The organism is Delftia lacustris, assembly GCF_040267515.1.
Taxonomy (GTDB): Bacteria; Pseudomonadota; Gammaproteobacteria; order Burkholderiales; family Burkholderiaceae_C; genus Comamonas; species Comamonas tsuruhatensis.
Window position 1 is genome coordinate 6,323,986 of record NZ_CP141274.1, and the last position, 15,755, is coordinate 6,339,740.

Here is a 15,755-nt window from a genome sequence, read left to right on the forward strand (position 1 = left end):
CTGGCTTCTCCGTATTTCTACGCAGCGGCGCGCGTAACCGTCCGAATGGTGCGCGGCGACGGCATTTTCTACAGTGCATGCATGCCGTCCGGGCTTGTGTCCCGGGCCGTCCTGACCCCCAAGGAGAAGACCATGCAACGCCACGCCACCAAGCTCGCCACCCTCGCCGCCCTGACCCTGGGCCTGATCGCCACCGCCGCCCAGGCCGATGCCGTGCGCACGGAAAAGAACATGTCGCTGGAGCTGGCCAACCAGATCGCCGCACGCAGCGTGGCCGCCTGCGCCGCCGACGGCCATGCCGTCACCGCCACCGTGGTGGACCGCGCCGGCACCGTGCGCGCCGTGCAGCGTGCCGACAATGCCGGCCCCCACACGCTGGAGGCCAGCCGCCTGAAGGCCTACACGGCCGCATCGGCCAAGAACAGCACGCTGGCCATCATGGAGGGCGCGCAGAAGAACCCCGGCGCCGCCAACCTGGTGAATATTCCCGGCTACCTGCTGCTGGGCGGTGGCCTGCCGGTGAAGGTGGGCAACGAGGTGATCGGCGCCGTGGGCATCGGCGGCGCGCCTGGCGGCCACCTGGACGACAAATGCGCCCAGGCCGCGCTGGGCCAGGTGCAGGAACTGCTCAAGTAAGGCGCCCGCAAGGGCTACCACACTGCGCCGCACCGCGCCCGGCCGCGCCTGCCCTTGATGCGGCGCTGCAAAAAAAAGACAGGCCGCCACGGCGGCCCCTGATGCCCGACAGCCGCACGCGCCCCCACGCGTCAGCGGCCGCTCACCCTCGCACAAGAGCGCTATCAAAATCTCTGCGATTCCGCTATAAATCCCCAGCGAGGGGGACGCATGCCAGAGAACATCGATGCGCAAGACACGGGGCCCGATGATGCGCTGTTGCGGCTGATAGCAGACACGGCTCCGGCCATGCTGGCCTATTTCGATGCGCGCACGCTGCGCTGCCGCTTCGCCAACATCAACTACGCACGCAATTTCGGCTTGACGCCCGCCGAGGCCGTGGGCAAGACCGTGCGCGAGATCGTGGGCGAGGCCGTGTGGCAGCTCATCGCGCCGCAGGTGGAGCGCGGCCTGCGCGGCGAGCATGTGCGCTACGAGCGCGAGGTGCCCCAGCCGGACGGCCCGCCTCGCCATATCGAGTCGCTGCTGATGCCGCACTTCGAGCAGGGCCGGCTGCAGGGCGCCGTGGTGCAGATCACCGACGTGAGCCACCACCACCATGTGGCGCAGAAGGTGCGTGACAGCGAAGAGCGCATGCGCAAGTTCACCGAGGTCACGACCGAGGCCATCGTCATGCACCGCGACGGCCTCATCATCGACGGCAACGAGGCCCTGTCCCGCCTGGCCGGCTACACGCTGGACGAGCTGATCGGCCGCCCCATCCTCGACTACATCTGCCCGGAATTCCGCCTCTACGCGCTGCAGTACATGCGCAGCGGCCGCGAGGACCGTTTCGATGGCGCCCTCCAGCACAAGGACGGCCACCGCATTCCCGTGGAGATCGAGGCCAAGACCATGCCGGCCGGGGGCAGGCCCTACCGCATCGTGCTGGTGCGCGACATCACGCTGCGCCAGCTGGCCCAGGAGCGCATGGACTTCCTGGCCCAGCACGACCAGCTGACCCAGCTGCCCAACCGGGTGCGCCTGATCCAGATGCTGCGCCAGGCGCTGTCGCTGGCCTCGGTCAAGCAGCGCACGCTGGCCGTGCTCCTCATCGACCTGGACCATTTCAAGACCATCAACGACTCGCTGGGCCACCAGGCCGGCGACCTGCTGCTGTGCGAGGTCGCCCAGCGCCTGCGCGGCAGCGTGCGCGCCCATGATCTGGTGGCGCGCGTGGGCGGCGACGAATTCGTGGTCGTGCTCACCGATGATCCCGATCCGCAGGAGACCGAGACCCAGGCCAGGCACCTGCAACGCATCATCGAGGCACCCTGCACCATCGACGGCACGCCGCTGGTGGTCTCGCCATGCATGGGCATCGCCATGTACCCCGGCGACGGAAAAAGCGCCGAGGAACTGCTCAACCGCGCCGAAAGCGCCACGCATACGGCCAAGGACAGCGGCCGGCGCAACCTGCAGTTCTACGCACCCGCCCACGGCGGCCAGGCCACCCAGATGCTGATGCAGGAGCAGCAACTGCGCGGCGCGCTGGAGCGCGGAGAGTTCGAGCTGCACTACCAGCCCCAGACCTTCACGGCCGATGGCCGGCTGGCGGGCTTCGAGGCCCTGGTGCGCTGGCGCCACCCGCAGCGCGGCCTGGTGCTGCCCGGCGAGTTCATCGGCTTTGCCGAGGCGCGCGGCCTGATCTCGGCCATAGACCACTGGGTGCTGCGCGAGGCCTGCCGCCAGGCTCGCCAGTGGCAGGACGAGGGGCTGCGGCCCGTACCCCTGTCCGTGAATGTCTCCGCGCTGGAATTTCGCCAGCGCAACATGGCGCGCGAGGTGGCCCTGGTGCTGGAGGAAACCGGCCTGGAAGCGCGCTGGCTGCACATCGAGCTGACAGAGTCCACGCTGATGCACACCAGCGGCCAAGTGCAGGACACCTTGCAGGCGCTGCAGGCCCTGGGCGTGGGCCTGGCCATCGACGACTTCGGCACCGGCTATTCCTCGCTGGCCTATCTGCGCCGCCACCCCATCAACCAGCTCAAGATAGACCGGTCCTTCATCGCCGACGTGCCCGATAGCGAGGACGACACGGCCATCGTCACCGCCATCGTGCAGATGGGCCACAGCCTGCATCTGGACATCGTCGCTGAAGGCGTGGAAACACCTGCCCAATTGGAGCTTTTGCGCGACCTGGGCTGCGGCATGATGCAGGGGTACCTTGTGGCGCCGCCCATGCCGGCCGACAGAGCGCGCGCCTGGCAGTTGCACAACAGTCATCCAGTCCAACGACAATAGCCCATGGTTTCGCTTCACAACCCCTCGCAGGCCTCACGGGCCGCAGCCACCTTGCACACCGACCCCCAGCGGGCCCTGGAGCACGTACAGCAGATCTACCGCGAGCAGATAGAGCACCTGCGCACGAACATGCAGCGCTTCGTCTCCGGTGAAACCCCGGCCGCCCCCGTCCACGCCTACTACCCCTTCGTGCGCATGCATACGGCCACCGTGTCACGCGCGGACACGCAGCTGGCCTACGGCTTCGTCGAGGGCCCGGGCACGCACGAGGCCACGCTCACGCGGCCCGACCTGTTCTCGCGCTACTACGCCGAGCAGTTCCGCCTGCTGATCAAGAGCCACGGCGTGCCGCTGGAAGTGGGCCTGAGCGACAAGCCCATCCCCATCCACTTCTCGTTTGCCGAGAACGACCACATCGAAGGCACGCTGTCGCGCGAGCGCCGGCAGCTGATGCGCGATGTGTTCGACCTGCCCGACCTCGAGGCCATGGACGACGGCATCGCCAACGGCACCTGGCGCCCCCAGCCGGGCGAGGCCCTGCCGCTGTCGCTGTTCACGGCCCCGCGCGTGGACTATTCGCTGCACCGGCTGCGCCACTACACGGGCACCCAGCCGGAGTGGTTCCAGAACTTCGTGCTGTTCACCAACTACCAGTTCTACATCGACGAGTTCATCCGCCTGGGCCACGCCGAGATGGCCCGGGAGGACAGCGAGTACGTGGCCTTCATCGAGCCCGGCAACGTGGTCACGCGCCGCACCGGCCTGCCGGCCCAGCCCAATGACGAGCTGGGCACGCCGCCGCCGCGCCTGCCGCAGATGCCGGCCTACCACCTGGTGCGCGCCGACCACAGCGGCATCACCATGGTCAACATCGGCGTGGGGCCGGCCAATGCCAAGACCATCACCGACCACATTGCCGTGCTGCGCCCGCACGCCTGGATGATGCTGGGCCACTGCGCGGGCCTGCGCAACAGCCAGCAGCTGGGCGACTACGTGCTGGCCCACGCCTATGTGCGCGAGGACCATGTGCTGGACGAAGAGCTGCCGCTGTGGGTGCCCATTCCCGCGCTGGCCGAGATCCAGCTGGCCCTGCAGCAGGCCGTGGCTGACGTCACGCAGATGGACGGGCCCGACCTCAAGCGCATCATGCGCACCGGCACCGTGGCCAGCACCGACAACCGCAACTGGGAGCTGCTGCCCAACAACCTGCCCCAGCTGCGCTTCAGCCAGAGCCGCGCCGTAGCGCTGGACATGGAAAGCGCCACCATCGCGGCCAACGGCTTCCGCTTCCGCGTGCCCTATGGAACGCTGCTGTGCGTGTCCGACAAGCCGCTGCACGGCGAGATCAAGCTGCCCGGCATGGCCAACCACTTCTACCGCGAGCGCGTGGACCAGCACCTGCGCATCGGCATGCGCGCCATCGACATCCTGCGCGAGGGCGGCACCCAGCGCCTGCACAGCCGCAAGCTGCGCAGCTTCGCGGAGGTGGCGTTCCAGTAGCGCCCCGCCACCGGCCACCTTCTTCCAAGGGCCCCGCTTCGCACCGCCATCCAGGGACGCACATGCCATCCACGCTGCCCACCCTGGATTTTTTCTCCATGACCTCGGTCGTGGCCCTCAACATGATGGCCATGTCGGCCGCCCTGCCGCTGGCCATGGGGCGGCGCGTCAGCGGTGCCGCGCGCCATGCCCAGCATTTCTTCCTGATCCAGGCCGGGGCCTGGATCTTCATCCTCATCGCCAGCCGCCTGCCGCAAGGCCTGCTCTCGCGCGAACTGCTGTCGCTGGGCGCAGCAGCCTGCGCGGCATCGGCACAGTGGCAGATGGCGCGCGCCTTGCGCGAATGGCTGGGGCCCCGGCCGCCCTGGCTGGAATGCGGCCTGATCGCGCTGTGCTTTCTGGGGCCGCTGGGCTTCACCCTGCTGTTGCCCCACTTGTCCTTGCGCACCGGCTGGTTCAGCGCCGCCCACGGACTGAGCCTGCTGGCGCTGGCCGGCCTGTGCCTGGCGCCACGCCGCCCCGTGGCACGCAGCTGGCGCTATCTGATGTGCGGCGTGGCCGTCTTCATGGGGCTGGTACTTCTGGTGCGCAGCTACCTGGCCCTGGCCACGCCCTTCCTGCCCAGCTTCACGGCCGACAGCGGCGCCAACCAGATATTCGCCCTGCTGGTCACGTTGAGCAGCACGCTGCTGATGGTGGCCGTGCTGGTGGCCTGGCGCGACGAGACCAACCAGCAGCTGCGCGACATGGCCTTGCAGGACATGCTCACCGGCCTGCCCAACCGCCGCGCCCTGCTGGAGCGCGCCCCCGCCATGCTGGCGCATGCCCAGCGCCACCGGCAGGCCCTGGCCCTGGTGATGCTGGACCTGGACCACTTCAAGCATGTCAACGACGAATACGGCCATGCCACGGGCGACCGTACGCTGTGCCTCTTCGCCCGCCTGCTGCAGCAGCAATTGCGCAGTGACGAAATCGCTGCGCGCTGGGGCGGCGAGGAGTTCTGCCTGCTGCTCTACACCACGGACGACGGTGTGGATACCCTGTGCACCCGGCTGCAGTCGGCGCTGCTGCAGGCCTCGACGCAGACGCTGGGCTTCGAAGTCCGCTTCAGTGCCGGCTGCGCCCACGCGCCCCAGGTCTGGGACGGCCTGCGCCTGGAAATGCTGCTGCCCGCCGCCGATGCCGCCCTCTACGCTGCCAAGCGCCGCGGGCGTGACTGCTGGACGCAGGTGCGGCTGAGCCCGCCGCAGCAGCAGGCCTGCGCCGATGCGCCTGCTGTATCGGAGACGTCGGAGACGCCGGATGCGCCGGCCAGGCCCGCACTGGCCGCCAAGCCTGCGCGCTAGCCCCGGACCCCAGGAAAACGCTCCATGCCCGCGCTCTTCGACGCCCTGAACCTGCGCAAGCGCTACGGCGACACCACGGTGGTCGATGACCTGTCCTTTTCCATCGCTCCCGGCGAATGCCTGGGCGTGATCGGCCCCAATGGCGCGGGCAAGACCACCACGCTGCGCATCTGCCTGGGCCTGACGGCACCCGATGCGGGCCATGTTCTCTACCACCCCGAAGACGGCTCGCCGCCGCTGCACATGCCTGCCGATGCACTGGCCATCAAGGCGCGGCTGGGCGTGGTCTCGCAGAACGACACGCTGGACCCCGACTTCAGCTGCGCGGAAAACCTGGGCGTCTACGCGCGCTACTTCGGACTGGGTACGGCGCAGATGCGTGACCGCATACCGCAGCTGCTGGACTTCGCGGCGCTGTCGCACAAGGCCGCGGCCAGGCCGGGCGAGTTGTCCGGCGGCATGAAACGGCGCCTGTCCCTGGCGCGCGCCCTGGTCAACGACCCGCGCCTGCTGCTGCTGGACGAACCCACCACGGGCCTGGACCCGCAGGCACGCCACCTGATCTGGGAGCGTCTGCAGTGGCTGCTGCAGCAGGGCAAGGCCATATTGCTGACCACGCATTTCATGGACGAGGCCGAGCGCCTGTGCTCCCGGCTGCTGGTGCTGGACCACGGCCGCAAGATCGCCGAAGGCCGCCCGCGCGAACTCATCGCCGAGCACCTGGAGCCCGAAGTGGTCGAGGCCTACGGCAACGGCGCCCTGGGCCTGGCGCATGACGCGGCACTGCGCCCACTGGCCGGGCGCACCGAGGTCAGTGGCGACACCGTCTTCTTCTATACGCACGACGCGCGCCCGCTGCTGCAGGCGCTGGCCGCGCACAGCCACCTGCGCACCCTGCACCGCCCGGCCAACCTGGAGGACCTGTTCCTCAAGCTCACCGGCCGACAGATCAGAACCGACGGCTGAACCACCATGACCGAACCCGCATCGGACACCCCCAGCATCTGGCGCCCGCCCGACCTGTCGCTGCGCTGGTGGCCGGTGTTCCTGCGCAACCTGCTGGTGTGGCGCAAGCTGGCCCTGCCCAGCCTGATCGGCAACATCGCCGAGCCGCTGATGTGGCTGGTGGCCTTCGGCTACGGCATGGGCGCCTTGGTGGGCGAGGTCACCGTGGGGGCCACGGGCCGGCAGGTGCCCTACATCCTGTTCCTGGCCAGCGGCTCCATCTGCATGAGCGCCATGAATGCCGCCAGCTTCGAGGCGCTGTACTCGGCCTTCTCGCGCATGCATGTGCAAAAGACCTGGGACGGCATCATGAACGCGCCCATCAGCCTGGACAGCGTGCTGCTGGCCGAGATGCTCTGGGCCGCCTTCAAGGCGCTGTTCACGGTCACCGCCATCCTGGGCGTGATGCTGGCGCTGGGCATCAGCCATTCGCCCAGGCTGCTGGTGGCCTGGCCCGTGCTGCTGTGCGTGGGCATCATGTTCTCCAGCATCGCGCTGATCTTCAACGCCCTGGCCAAGGGCTATGACTTCTTCACCTACTACTTCACCCTGGTGCTCACGCCCATGATGTTCCTGTCCGGCGTGTTCTTCCCGCGCGAGCAGCTGCCCGAGGCCGTGCGCCTGGCCTCGGACTGGCTGCCGCTGACCAATGCCGTGGAGCTGGTGCGCCCGCTGTTCATGGACGAGTGGCCGGCCCACCCGCTGCGCCACGGCCTGGTGCTGGCCGCCACCACGGTGGCGGCCTACTGGTTTGCGCTGGCGATGACGCGCAGGCGCTTCAGGGCCTGAGATCCGGCCGTTCTTCAGCGCGCTGCGGCGCGGATCATGTCCACCGCCTTCTCCGCGATCATCACCGTGGGCGCATTGGTGTTGCCGCTGACGATGCGCGGCATGACCGAGGCATCGACCACGCGCAGGCCCTTGATGCCGTAGACGCGCAGCTGCGCATCGACCACGTCCATGGGCCCCGGCCCCATGCGGCAGCTGCCCACGGGGTGGTAGATGGTGTCGGCATGGCTGCGGATGAAGGCCTCGATGCCCGCATCGTCCTGCGCGCCGGCCGAGGCCGGCATCTCGCGCCCGCCCAGGGCCGCCAGCGCCGGCTGGGCCAGGATCTCGCGGGCGCGGCGCACGCCGTTCACCATGCGCCGCAGGTCCTGCGCGTCGGAGAAAAAGGCCGGATCCACCAGCGGCAGGGCCAGCGGGTCGGCACTGGCCAGGCGCAGGCTGCCGCGGCTGGCCGGCTGCAGCACGCAGACATGCAGGGAATAGCCGTGGCCCCAGACCGTCTTGCGCCCGTGGTCCACCAGCTTGGCGACGACGAAGTGCAGTTGCAGGTCGGGCGCGGCCTCGCCGGGGCTGCTGCGGATGAAGCCGCCCGCCTCGGCAAAGTTGGTGGTCAGCATGCCGCGCCGCTGGCTGCGCCATTGGCCCACGGCGGCCAGCAATCTGCGCGCACCGCCCAGTGACAGGCCGAAGCTGTCGGTCAGCTGCGCGCCATCGACCACCAGCACCACATCCGGGTGGTCATGCAGATGGGCGCCCACGCCGGGCAGATGGTGGACCACATCGATGCCCAGCGAACGCAGGTGCTCGCCCGGCCCCACGCCAGACAGCATCAGCAGCTGCGGCGACAGCAGCGCGCCGCCGCTGAGCAGCACCTCGCGCCGGCAGTGCAGTTGCTGCACCGTACCGCCCTGCAGGTACTCCACGCCCACGGCGCGCCGGCCCTCGAACAGAATGCGCAGCACCTGGGCACCCGTTTCCACGCGCAGATTGGGCCTGGCACGGTGCGGCGCCAGATAGGCCTTGGCGACGTGGTGGCGCTCGCCGTTGCGCTGGGTGACCTGGTACAGGCCCACGCCCTCCTGCGCCTGGCCGTTGAAATCCGCGTTGTGCGCATGGCCGGCCTGCACGCCCGCCTGCACGAAGGCCCGGGACAACGGGTTGGGATCGCGCAGCTCGGCCACGTTCAGGGGCCCGCCCGTGCCATGCCAGGCGTCGGCGCCGCGCTCGTTGTGCTCGGCGCGCAGGAAGTAGGGCAAGACTTCGCTCCAGCTCCAGCCCGGGTTGCCCTGGGCGGCCCAGTGGTCGTAGTCGGCCGGCTGGCCGCGCACATAGACCATGGCGTTGACCGCGCTGGAGCCGCCCAGCACCTTGCCGCGCGGCTGGTGGCCACGCCGCCCGCCCAGGCCCGGCTGCGGCACGGTGGACAGGCCCCAGCTGTGGCGCCCGCCCTTGGCCATGGCGGCCATGCCTGCCGGACAGTGGATGAGCACGCTGGAGTCGGCCGGCCCGGCCTCCAGCAGCGCCACCTGCGTCTGCGCATCCTCGCTGAGCCGCCCGGCCAGCACCGAGCCCGCCGAGCCGCCTCCGATCACGATGTAGTCCAGCATGCCTCCCCCTCCCCTGCGGTGTAGCCATCCACTGTTGCAGTCGCCTGCGCGGCGCCGCAAGCCGGGGCAAACCCGGTGGATGCTCCGAATCCCGCTACGATCGCTGGATCGCATTCACGTTCGCATTCACTTTGTTCGTTTGAGGAGACTGACAGTCATGGCAATTCAAACCGTAGGCATCATCGGCGCAGGCACCATGGGCAACGGCATCGCGCAGGCCTGCGCGGTATCGGGCATCGACGTGGTCATGGTGGACATCTCCGATGCCGCCGTCCAGAAGGGCGTGGCCACCGTCTCGGGCAGCCTGGACCGCCTGATCAAGAAGGAAAAGCTGACCGAGGCCGACAAGGCCGCCGCCCTGGCCCGCATCAAGACATCGACCGACTACGCGGCGCTCAAGGGCGCGCAACTGGTCATCGAGGCCGCCACCGAGAACTACGAGCTCAAGGTCAAGATCCTCAAGCAGCTGGACGCCCTGCTGGATGCCGACGTCATCGTCGCCACCAACACCTCGTCCATCTCCATCACCCAGCTGGCCGCCGTGACGGGCCGTGCCGACAAGTTCATCGGCATGCACTTCTTCAACCCCGTGCCCATGATGGCGCTGGTGGAGATCATCGTCGGCCTGCAGACCAGCGACGAGACGCACGCCACGGTCAAGGAACTGTCCGAGCGCCTGGGCAAGAGCCCCATCACCGTGAAGAACGCCCCCGGCTTCGTGGTCAACCGCATCCTGGTGCCCATGATCAACGAGGCCTTCTTCGTGCTGGCCGAAGGCCTGGCATCGGCCGAGGACATCGACGCCGGCATGAAGCTGGGCTGCAACCAGCCCATCGGCCCGCTGGCCCTGGCCGACATGATCGGCCTGGACGTGTGCCTGGCCGTGATGGAGGTCTACCTCAAGGAATTCGGCGACAGCAAGTACCGTCCCTGCCCCCTGCTCAAGGAAATGGTGGCCGCCGGCCGCCTGGGCCGCAAGACGGGCCGCGGCGTGTACAGCTACTGATACACGGCCTTTGCCTGCCGGCCCGCACGGGCCGGCCGTCTTCTGCGCGACTGCGCCCTCCAGCGGCCTGCTCTAAGGTCCATGCGCAGGAGACACGCATGGACATCAACACCCCCACCCCGCCGCCCGAAGGCTGCATCAGCTGCGAAGTGCGCGGCCATGTGCTGCTGATCGGCATCAACCGCCCCGCCAAGCGCAACGGCTGGACGCCGCCCATGTTCCAGCAACTGGCCGAGGCCTATACGCGCCTGGACGACGATCCCGAGTTGCGCGTGGGCGTGCTGCATGCGTTTGGCAGCCATTTCACGGCGGGGCTGGACCTGCCAGTGATGGCGGAGTACCTGCGCTCGGGCAGGAAGGCCATCCCGCAAGGCCTGGTGGAGCCGCACGACTACGGCCTGGTCGGCTACCGGCGCCGCGCCAAGCCCATGGTGGTGGCCGTCAAGGGCATTTGCTTCACGGTGGGCATCGAGCTGATGCTGGGCGCCGACATCGTGGTCGCGGCCGATGACTGCCGCTTTTCCCAGCTGGAGGTGCAGCGCTGCATCATGCCCACGGGCGGCGCCACGCTGCGCATGGCCGAACGTGCGGGCGTGGGCAATGCCATGCTGCACCTGCTGACGGCCGACGAATTCGACAGCGCCGAGGCCTATCGCCTGAACTTCGTGCAGAAGGTGGTGCCGGCCGGCGAGGAGCTGGCCGAGGCGCTGCGCATTGCCGAGCGCATTGCCGCCCAGGCCCCGCAGGCCGTGGTGGCCACGCGGCTCAATGTGCTCAAGGCCATCGAGCTGGGCCAGGCCGCCGCCGTGGCCGACTTCATTCCCGTGCAGCAGCGCCTGGCCAGCAGCGAGGATGCGGCCGAGGGCGTGCGCTCCTTCATCGAAAAACGCCCCGCTCGCTTCACGGGCCGATAGGCCCCCTCGGTCCCTCGACCCCTGCGGATCTTCACCTTCCGATCCGAAGGGGTTTTTCAAATTAAGTTGTGCACAATTTAATTGACAGCAATAATTCAACCCATGCCCAGCAGCCACCCCCTTCCTCTCGACAGCTCCGAGCTTCTGCGCCTGGACAACCAGGTCTGCTTTGCGCTGTACTCGGCATCGCTGGCCATGACCAAGCTGTACAAGCCCCTGCTCGATGGCATCGGCCTGACCTATCCGCAGTACCTGGTGATGCTGGTGCTGTGGGAGCGCGACGGCCTGACCGTGTCCGAGATCGGCGAACAGCTGTATCTGGATTCGGGCACGCTGACCCCGTTGCTCAAGCGCCTGGAAGGCGCGGGCCTGCTGGAGCGGGTGCGCGATGCGCATGACGAGAGGCGCGTGCGCATCACGCTCACGCCGCAAGGCCGGGCGCTGCGCGATGCGGCTGAAAAGATTCCCGCCTGCGTGCTGCAGAGCACGCAGTGCACGCTGCCCGAGTTGCAGGCGCTGACGCAGCAACTGGGCGCACTGCGCCAGCGGCTGGTGCCGCGCCGCAGCGATTGACGACCACCCGCAGACGATTTCCTCCACCCGTCCGCACCGCCGGACAACTTTGCAAAAGGAAGACACCATGGCCCAGCTCGAAAAAGTCCTGTACACCGCACGTGCCCACACCACCGGCGGCCGCGACGGCGCCTCGCGCACCGATGACGGACGCCTGGATGTGACCCTGTCCTCGCCGGGCACCAGCGGCACGGGCACCAACCCCGAGCAACTGTTCGCCGCCGGCTACTCGGCCTGCTTCATCGGCGCCATCAAGGCCGTGGCCGGCAAGCAGAAGATCAGCCTGCCCCAGGACCTGGCCATCGACGCCGAAGTGGACCTGGGCACCATCCCCAACGCCTACGGCATCGCCGCGCGCCTGAAGGTCAGCCTGCCCGGCATGGACAGGGCCGCCGCCCAGGCCCTGGTGGACGCGGCCCACCAGGTCTGCCCCTACTCCAACGCCACGCGCGGCAACATCGACGTGCAGATCACCCTGGCCTGATCAGGCCCAGTCCGGCCTCTGCAGCCAGTGCAGCCTGCGGCGCAGGAGGTCGTAGCGGGCGTGGCAGGTCAACGGCCCGTGCAGCACATCGGCTGCATAGCTGACCAGCGCGATCTCGCCCACGGCGGCCTGCCAGTGCTCCTGCATTGGCAGGCCGCTCATCCATTGCAGCACCTGGTCACGGGGCCAGGCAGCGCTCCAGGCGCCCAGCGTCACATGGGGCACGTAGGGGCGCATCGCCTCGGTCAGCGCCAGCCCTGGCCCTGTCTGCGCGAGCACGCCATGCAGTCCGTGCAGCGTGCAGCCTTCCGGCCTGCCGTCGCGCACCTGAAGGTAGGGCGCCATCTCGAAACTTCCCCAGCCACCGAACTCCAGCTGCAGCGGCGCGGCCGGCAGGTGCTGCAGCGCGAGCAGGTCGCGCGACAGTTGCGCCGCGCCGTAGGCCTGCGGCAGTTGCGCACCGCCATCCAGAAAGCCCGCGGTGGCCAGGGTCACGTGCAGTTGCCGCTGGCAGTGCGGGACCAGCGCCGCGCCCAGCCAGCGGCGTGCCTGCGCACAGGCGGCTTGCACGGCGTCGCGCACAGGCGGGGCCAGCGCCTGCATCGTCACCACCCAGACCGCATAGCGGCCACGGCCGAGGTGCCAGGCGCTCCAGTCGTCGGATGGCCCGGCCGCACTGGCGATGGCATGGGATTGCAGGAAGTGGGGCAGCAGCGGCACGGCGGGCGGATCGGCGTTGTCGGGCGGACGCAAAGCTTAAGCCAGCGCGGCGACAATCGCCCCATGTCTGCCACACCATACGATCCTGATCTGAGTGCCGTCCCCGATGCCGGTTCGCACGCCTATGCCCGGCTCACGCCCGACGCCGTGCTCGACGCACTGGCCTCGGTCGGCCTGTGGGGCGATGGCCGGCTCACGGCCCTGGCCTCCTACGAAAACCGCGTCTACCAGGCCGTGCTGGAGGACGGCGAACGCGTGGTGCTGAAGTTCTACCGCCCGGGCCGCTGGAGCCGCGATCAGATCCTGGAGGAGCACGCCTTCAGCGCCGAGCTGACGGCCGCCGAAGTGCCTGCCGTGCCCCCGCTGGTGCTGGCAGGTGCCACGCTGCACAGCCACGCGGGCTTTGATTTCTCGGTCAGCCCCTGGCGCGGAGGCCGTCCGCCCGAGCTGGACGACTTCGAGGTGCTGGAGTGGACCGGGCGCTTCCTGGCCCGCATCCATACCGTGGGCGAAGCCCGTCCGTTTGCGCACCGGCCCGCGCTGGACCTGGCCACCTTCGGCCACGACTCCATGCAATGGCTGCTGGACCGGCAAATGATTCCGCTGGAAGTGGAATCCACCTGGAAGGCCGCCTGCCAGCGCGCCCTGGACCTGATGGCCCCCGCTGCCGACGGCCTGAGCGCAGCCGGCCACTTCGGCCTGCACAGCGCGCGCACGCTGCGCCTGCACGGCGACTGCCATCCCGGCAACGTGCTTTGGACGCCGCTGGACGACGAAGGCCGCGGCGGCCCGCATTTCGTGGACCTGGACGATGCGCGCACCGGCCCGGCCGTGCAGGATCTGTGGATGCTGCTGTCGGGCGACCGCAGCCAGCGCACGCGCCAGCTGGGGGCCCTGCTGGATGGCTATGAACAGTTCCGCCCCTTCGACCGCCGCGAGCTGGCCCTGATCGAGCCGCTGCGCACGCTGCGCCTCATCCACTACAGCGCCTGGCTGGCGCGGCGCCAGGACGACCCGATCTTTGCCATCAACTTCCCCTGGTTCGGCACGCCCGACTACTGGCGCGGGCAGGTGGACATGCTCAACGAGCAGATCGAGGCGATGCAGGAAGAGCCTCTATACGCCTGAGGCCACCGGGCCGCCTGCCTGCCGAAGACAGAGATCTTTACAAATTGTCCACACCCCCTGCGCCCTATCCAGGGCTGCGGGTTCCGGGGTATTCTCGGCCCGAAATCCCACCGGCCATGCCCTACTCCGCCTTCCCCCCTTCGCTGCCCAACCCGCTACAGCCCTTGCCTGCCGGGCAGAAGGTGCTTGTGGTGGACGACGTCCCGGACAACGCCGCCATCATCTGCCAGGTGATCAAGGATCTGTGCAGCGTGCTCATGGCCCACACGGGCGAGGACGCGCTGACCCTGGCTCGCCAGTACCTGCCCGACCTCATCCTGCTGGACATCCGCATGCCCGAGATGGACGGCTTCGAGGTCTGCCGGCGCCTGAAGGCGGACCTGGAAACCGCCCACATCCCTGTCATCTTTCTCACGGCGCTGACCGAGCCCCATTGCGAGGAACTGGGACTGAACCTGGGCGCGGTGGATTTCGTGACCAAGCCCTTTCGCCCGCCCGTGCTCAAGGCGCGTGTGCGCACGCATCTGGAGATTGCACAGCAGCGCAAGATGCTGCAGCTGCTCTCGCACAGCGACGGGCTGACGGGCACGGCCAACCGGCGCTTTTTCGGCGCCCAGCTGGAGCGCGAGTTCATGCGCCTGCAGCGGCTGGGCGAGCCGCTGTCGCTGGTGATGATCGATGTGGACCACTTCAAGGCCTACAACGACCACTACGGCCATCTGGTCGGCGATGAATGCCTGAGCCAGCTGTCCCAGGCCATACAGGGCGCGCTGCACCGGCCTGGCGACCTGCTGGCGCGCTATGGCGGCGAGGAATTCGTCTGCCTGCTGCCCCATACGGCGCTGGACGGCGCGGTGCTGGTTGCGCAGGGCATCGTCGATGCGCTCAGGGCGCTGGACCTGCCCCACGCCGCCTCGCCCCTGGGCCATGCGCTGACCGTCAGCCTGGGTGTGGCCAGCATGGCGCCTTCGCCCGACAACAGCGCCGACCAATTGCTGGCCGATGCCGACCGGCGCCTGTACCTCGCCAAGAACGCGGGCCGGGACCGTATCGTCTGGGCGGGGTGAACCGAAGTACCCCCTGAGCGGCTGCGCTAGGCTGGGCCAGGCGCACCTTCCAGGGCGACGCATACGCTTAAGCGTCAGCAACGCCCGTCGACGCGGCAGGCCGGTACGACCTGACCGCTGGCGTCGCGCCATTGCAACTGGCTGGCGGGTGTCTGGGAGGGCGCTGCAGGTGCGGGCTCCTGCGGTGTTTGGGTGGCGGAGCGCTGCGGGTCGTGCAGCACGGTGGACGAGCCCACGCCCACACCCACCCGCGCGCCGCCCACGCCCGTGGAGGCGCCCACGCCGGCGCTGCCCAGGACCTGGCCGCTCTGGTTGACGCCCACGCCAACGCCCAGCGGCCCCACGCCCGTGCCGACACCGGCGCTCAGCCCGCCGCTGCCCAGCCCGACGCCCACCGATACCGGGCCGACGGGAATGCCTATGCCCACGCCGCCGCCTACCGAGCCGCAACCGGCCAGCAGCAGCGCGCAGGCGGCAAGCGCGGCACCAGCCGCCTTGCGCGATGGCGGGCAGGTGATGAAGGCGGTGGGTGGAACTGGCATGCCGGACTCTCAGGACAAGGGGAAAACACAGGGACGGCCACAGGGTACACCCGCCCGCCTGGCGCACGATGCCAGCGGTATGCCCGGGTGCATGCCAGGGGCTCGGAGGCGGCGAAACACCCAGGACACGCGGGTTTCTTAGAATTCACCCATTG

Annotated in this window: 15 protein-coding genes; 12 read left to right on the top strand and 3 right to left on the bottom strand. The window is 68.9% G+C overall.

The window, feature by feature from the left end; translation table 11 throughout:
- Window positions 1–132: 132 nt before the first annotated feature.
- The 6 genes from U6958_RS30365 (at window position 133) to U6958_RS30390 (ending at window position 7,559) form a co-directional block, all read left to right on the top strand.
- Window positions 133–636, top strand: a complete 504-nt coding sequence (locus tag U6958_RS30365; protein WP_208607031.1) for a heme-binding protein — start codon at window positions 133–135, stop codon at window positions 634–636.
- Window positions 637–846: 210 nt separating this feature from the next.
- Complete coding sequence (locus U6958_RS30370; protein WP_016446545.1) at window positions 847–2,919, top strand: bifunctional diguanylate cyclase/phosphodiesterase; 2,073 nt, start codon at window positions 847–849, stop codon at window positions 2,917–2,919.
- A 3-nt stretch (window positions 2,920–2,922) separates the two neighbouring features.
- Complete coding sequence (locus tag U6958_RS30375) at window positions 2,923–4,419, top strand: AMP nucleosidase (protein ID WP_016446546.1); 1,497 nt, start codon at window positions 2,923–2,925, stop codon at window positions 4,417–4,419.
- A 62-nt stretch (window positions 4,420–4,481) separates the two neighbouring features.
- Window positions 4,482–5,765 (top strand): GGDEF domain-containing protein, encoded by a 1,284-nt coding sequence (locus U6958_RS30380; RefSeq protein ID WP_074920613.1) that lies wholly within the window; start codon window positions 4,482–4,484, stop codon window positions 5,763–5,765.
- A 24-nt stretch (window positions 5,766–5,789) separates the two neighbouring features.
- Window positions 5,790–6,731 carry an ATP-binding cassette domain-containing protein gene (locus U6958_RS30385; RefSeq protein ID WP_034366837.1) on the top strand — a complete coding sequence of 314 codons (942 nt, stop codon included), beginning with the start codon at window positions 5,790–5,792 and terminating at the stop codon, window positions 6,729–6,731.
- Window positions 6,732–6,737: 6 nt separating this feature from the next.
- On the top strand, window positions 6,738–7,559 hold the full coding sequence (locus U6958_RS30390; RefSeq protein WP_017406567.1) for an ABC transporter permease: 822 nt from the start codon (window positions 6,738–6,740) through the stop codon (window positions 7,557–7,559).
- 14 nt (window positions 7,560–7,573) lie between these two features.
- Here U6958_RS30390 and U6958_RS30395 read toward each other — a convergent pair whose 3' ends face one another.
- Window positions 7,574–9,166: a GMC family oxidoreductase gene (locus tag U6958_RS30395; RefSeq protein ID WP_074920616.1), complete on the bottom strand. Its 1,593-nt coding sequence runs from the start codon at window positions 9,164–9,166 to the stop codon at window positions 7,574–7,576.
- Between the two features lie 157 nt (window positions 9,167–9,323).
- On the opposite strand from U6958_RS30395, the gene U6958_RS30400 reads away from it, so the two are divergent.
- The 4 genes from U6958_RS30400 to U6958_RS30415 all read left to right on the top strand — a co-directional run bounded on the left by U6958_RS30400 (window position 9,324) and on the right by U6958_RS30415 (window position 12,143).
- Window positions 9,324–10,172, top strand: a complete 849-nt coding sequence (locus U6958_RS30400) for a 3-hydroxybutyryl-CoA dehydrogenase (protein WP_016446551.1) — start codon at window positions 9,324–9,326, stop codon at window positions 10,170–10,172.
- Window positions 10,173–10,270: 98 nt separating this feature from the next.
- Window positions 10,271–11,086 carry a crotonase/enoyl-CoA hydratase family protein gene (locus U6958_RS30405; protein WP_016446554.1) on the top strand — a complete coding sequence of 272 codons (816 nt, stop codon included), beginning with the start codon at window positions 10,271–10,273 and terminating at the stop codon, window positions 11,084–11,086.
- A gap of 102 nt (window positions 11,087–11,188) precedes the next feature.
- Window positions 11,189–11,659 carry a MarR family winged helix-turn-helix transcriptional regulator gene (locus U6958_RS30410; RefSeq protein WP_016446555.1) on the top strand — a complete coding sequence of 157 codons (471 nt, stop codon included), beginning with the start codon at window positions 11,189–11,191 and terminating at the stop codon, window positions 11,657–11,659.
- Between the two features lie 67 nt (window positions 11,660–11,726).
- Window positions 11,727–12,143: an organic hydroperoxide resistance protein gene (locus U6958_RS30415; protein WP_016451896.1), complete on the top strand. Its 417-nt coding sequence runs from the start codon at window positions 11,727–11,729 to the stop codon at window positions 12,141–12,143.
- Here U6958_RS30415 and U6958_RS30420 read toward each other — a convergent pair whose 3' ends face one another.
- Window positions 12,144–12,896 carry a 2'-5' RNA ligase family protein gene (locus U6958_RS30420; RefSeq protein ID WP_074920618.1) on the bottom strand — a complete coding sequence of 251 codons (753 nt, stop codon included), beginning with the start codon at window positions 12,894–12,896 and terminating at the stop codon, window positions 12,144–12,146.
- A 30-nt stretch (window positions 12,897–12,926) separates the two neighbouring features.
- On the opposite strand from U6958_RS30420, the gene U6958_RS30425 reads away from it, so the two are divergent.
- Together U6958_RS30425 and U6958_RS30430 are read left to right on the top strand one after the other, a co-directional pair.
- On the top strand, window positions 12,927–13,991 hold the full coding sequence (locus U6958_RS30425; protein ID WP_074920621.1) for a serine/threonine protein kinase: 1,065 nt from the start codon (window positions 12,927–12,929) through the stop codon (window positions 13,989–13,991).
- A gap of 116 nt (window positions 13,992–14,107) precedes the next feature.
- Window positions 14,108–15,058 carry a diguanylate cyclase gene (locus tag U6958_RS30430; protein WP_061287163.1) on the top strand — a complete coding sequence of 317 codons (951 nt, stop codon included), beginning with the start codon at window positions 14,108–14,110 and terminating at the stop codon, window positions 15,056–15,058.
- A gap of 74 nt (window positions 15,059–15,132) precedes the next feature.
- Here U6958_RS30430 and U6958_RS30435 read toward each other — a convergent pair whose 3' ends face one another.
- The gene (locus tag U6958_RS30435; protein ID WP_047218475.1) at window positions 15,133–15,600 is read right to left on the bottom strand and encodes a hypothetical protein; all 468 of its coding nucleotides are present in this window, start codon (window positions 15,598–15,600) and stop codon (window positions 15,133–15,135) included.
- Window positions 15,601–15,755: the final 155 nt, after the last annotated feature.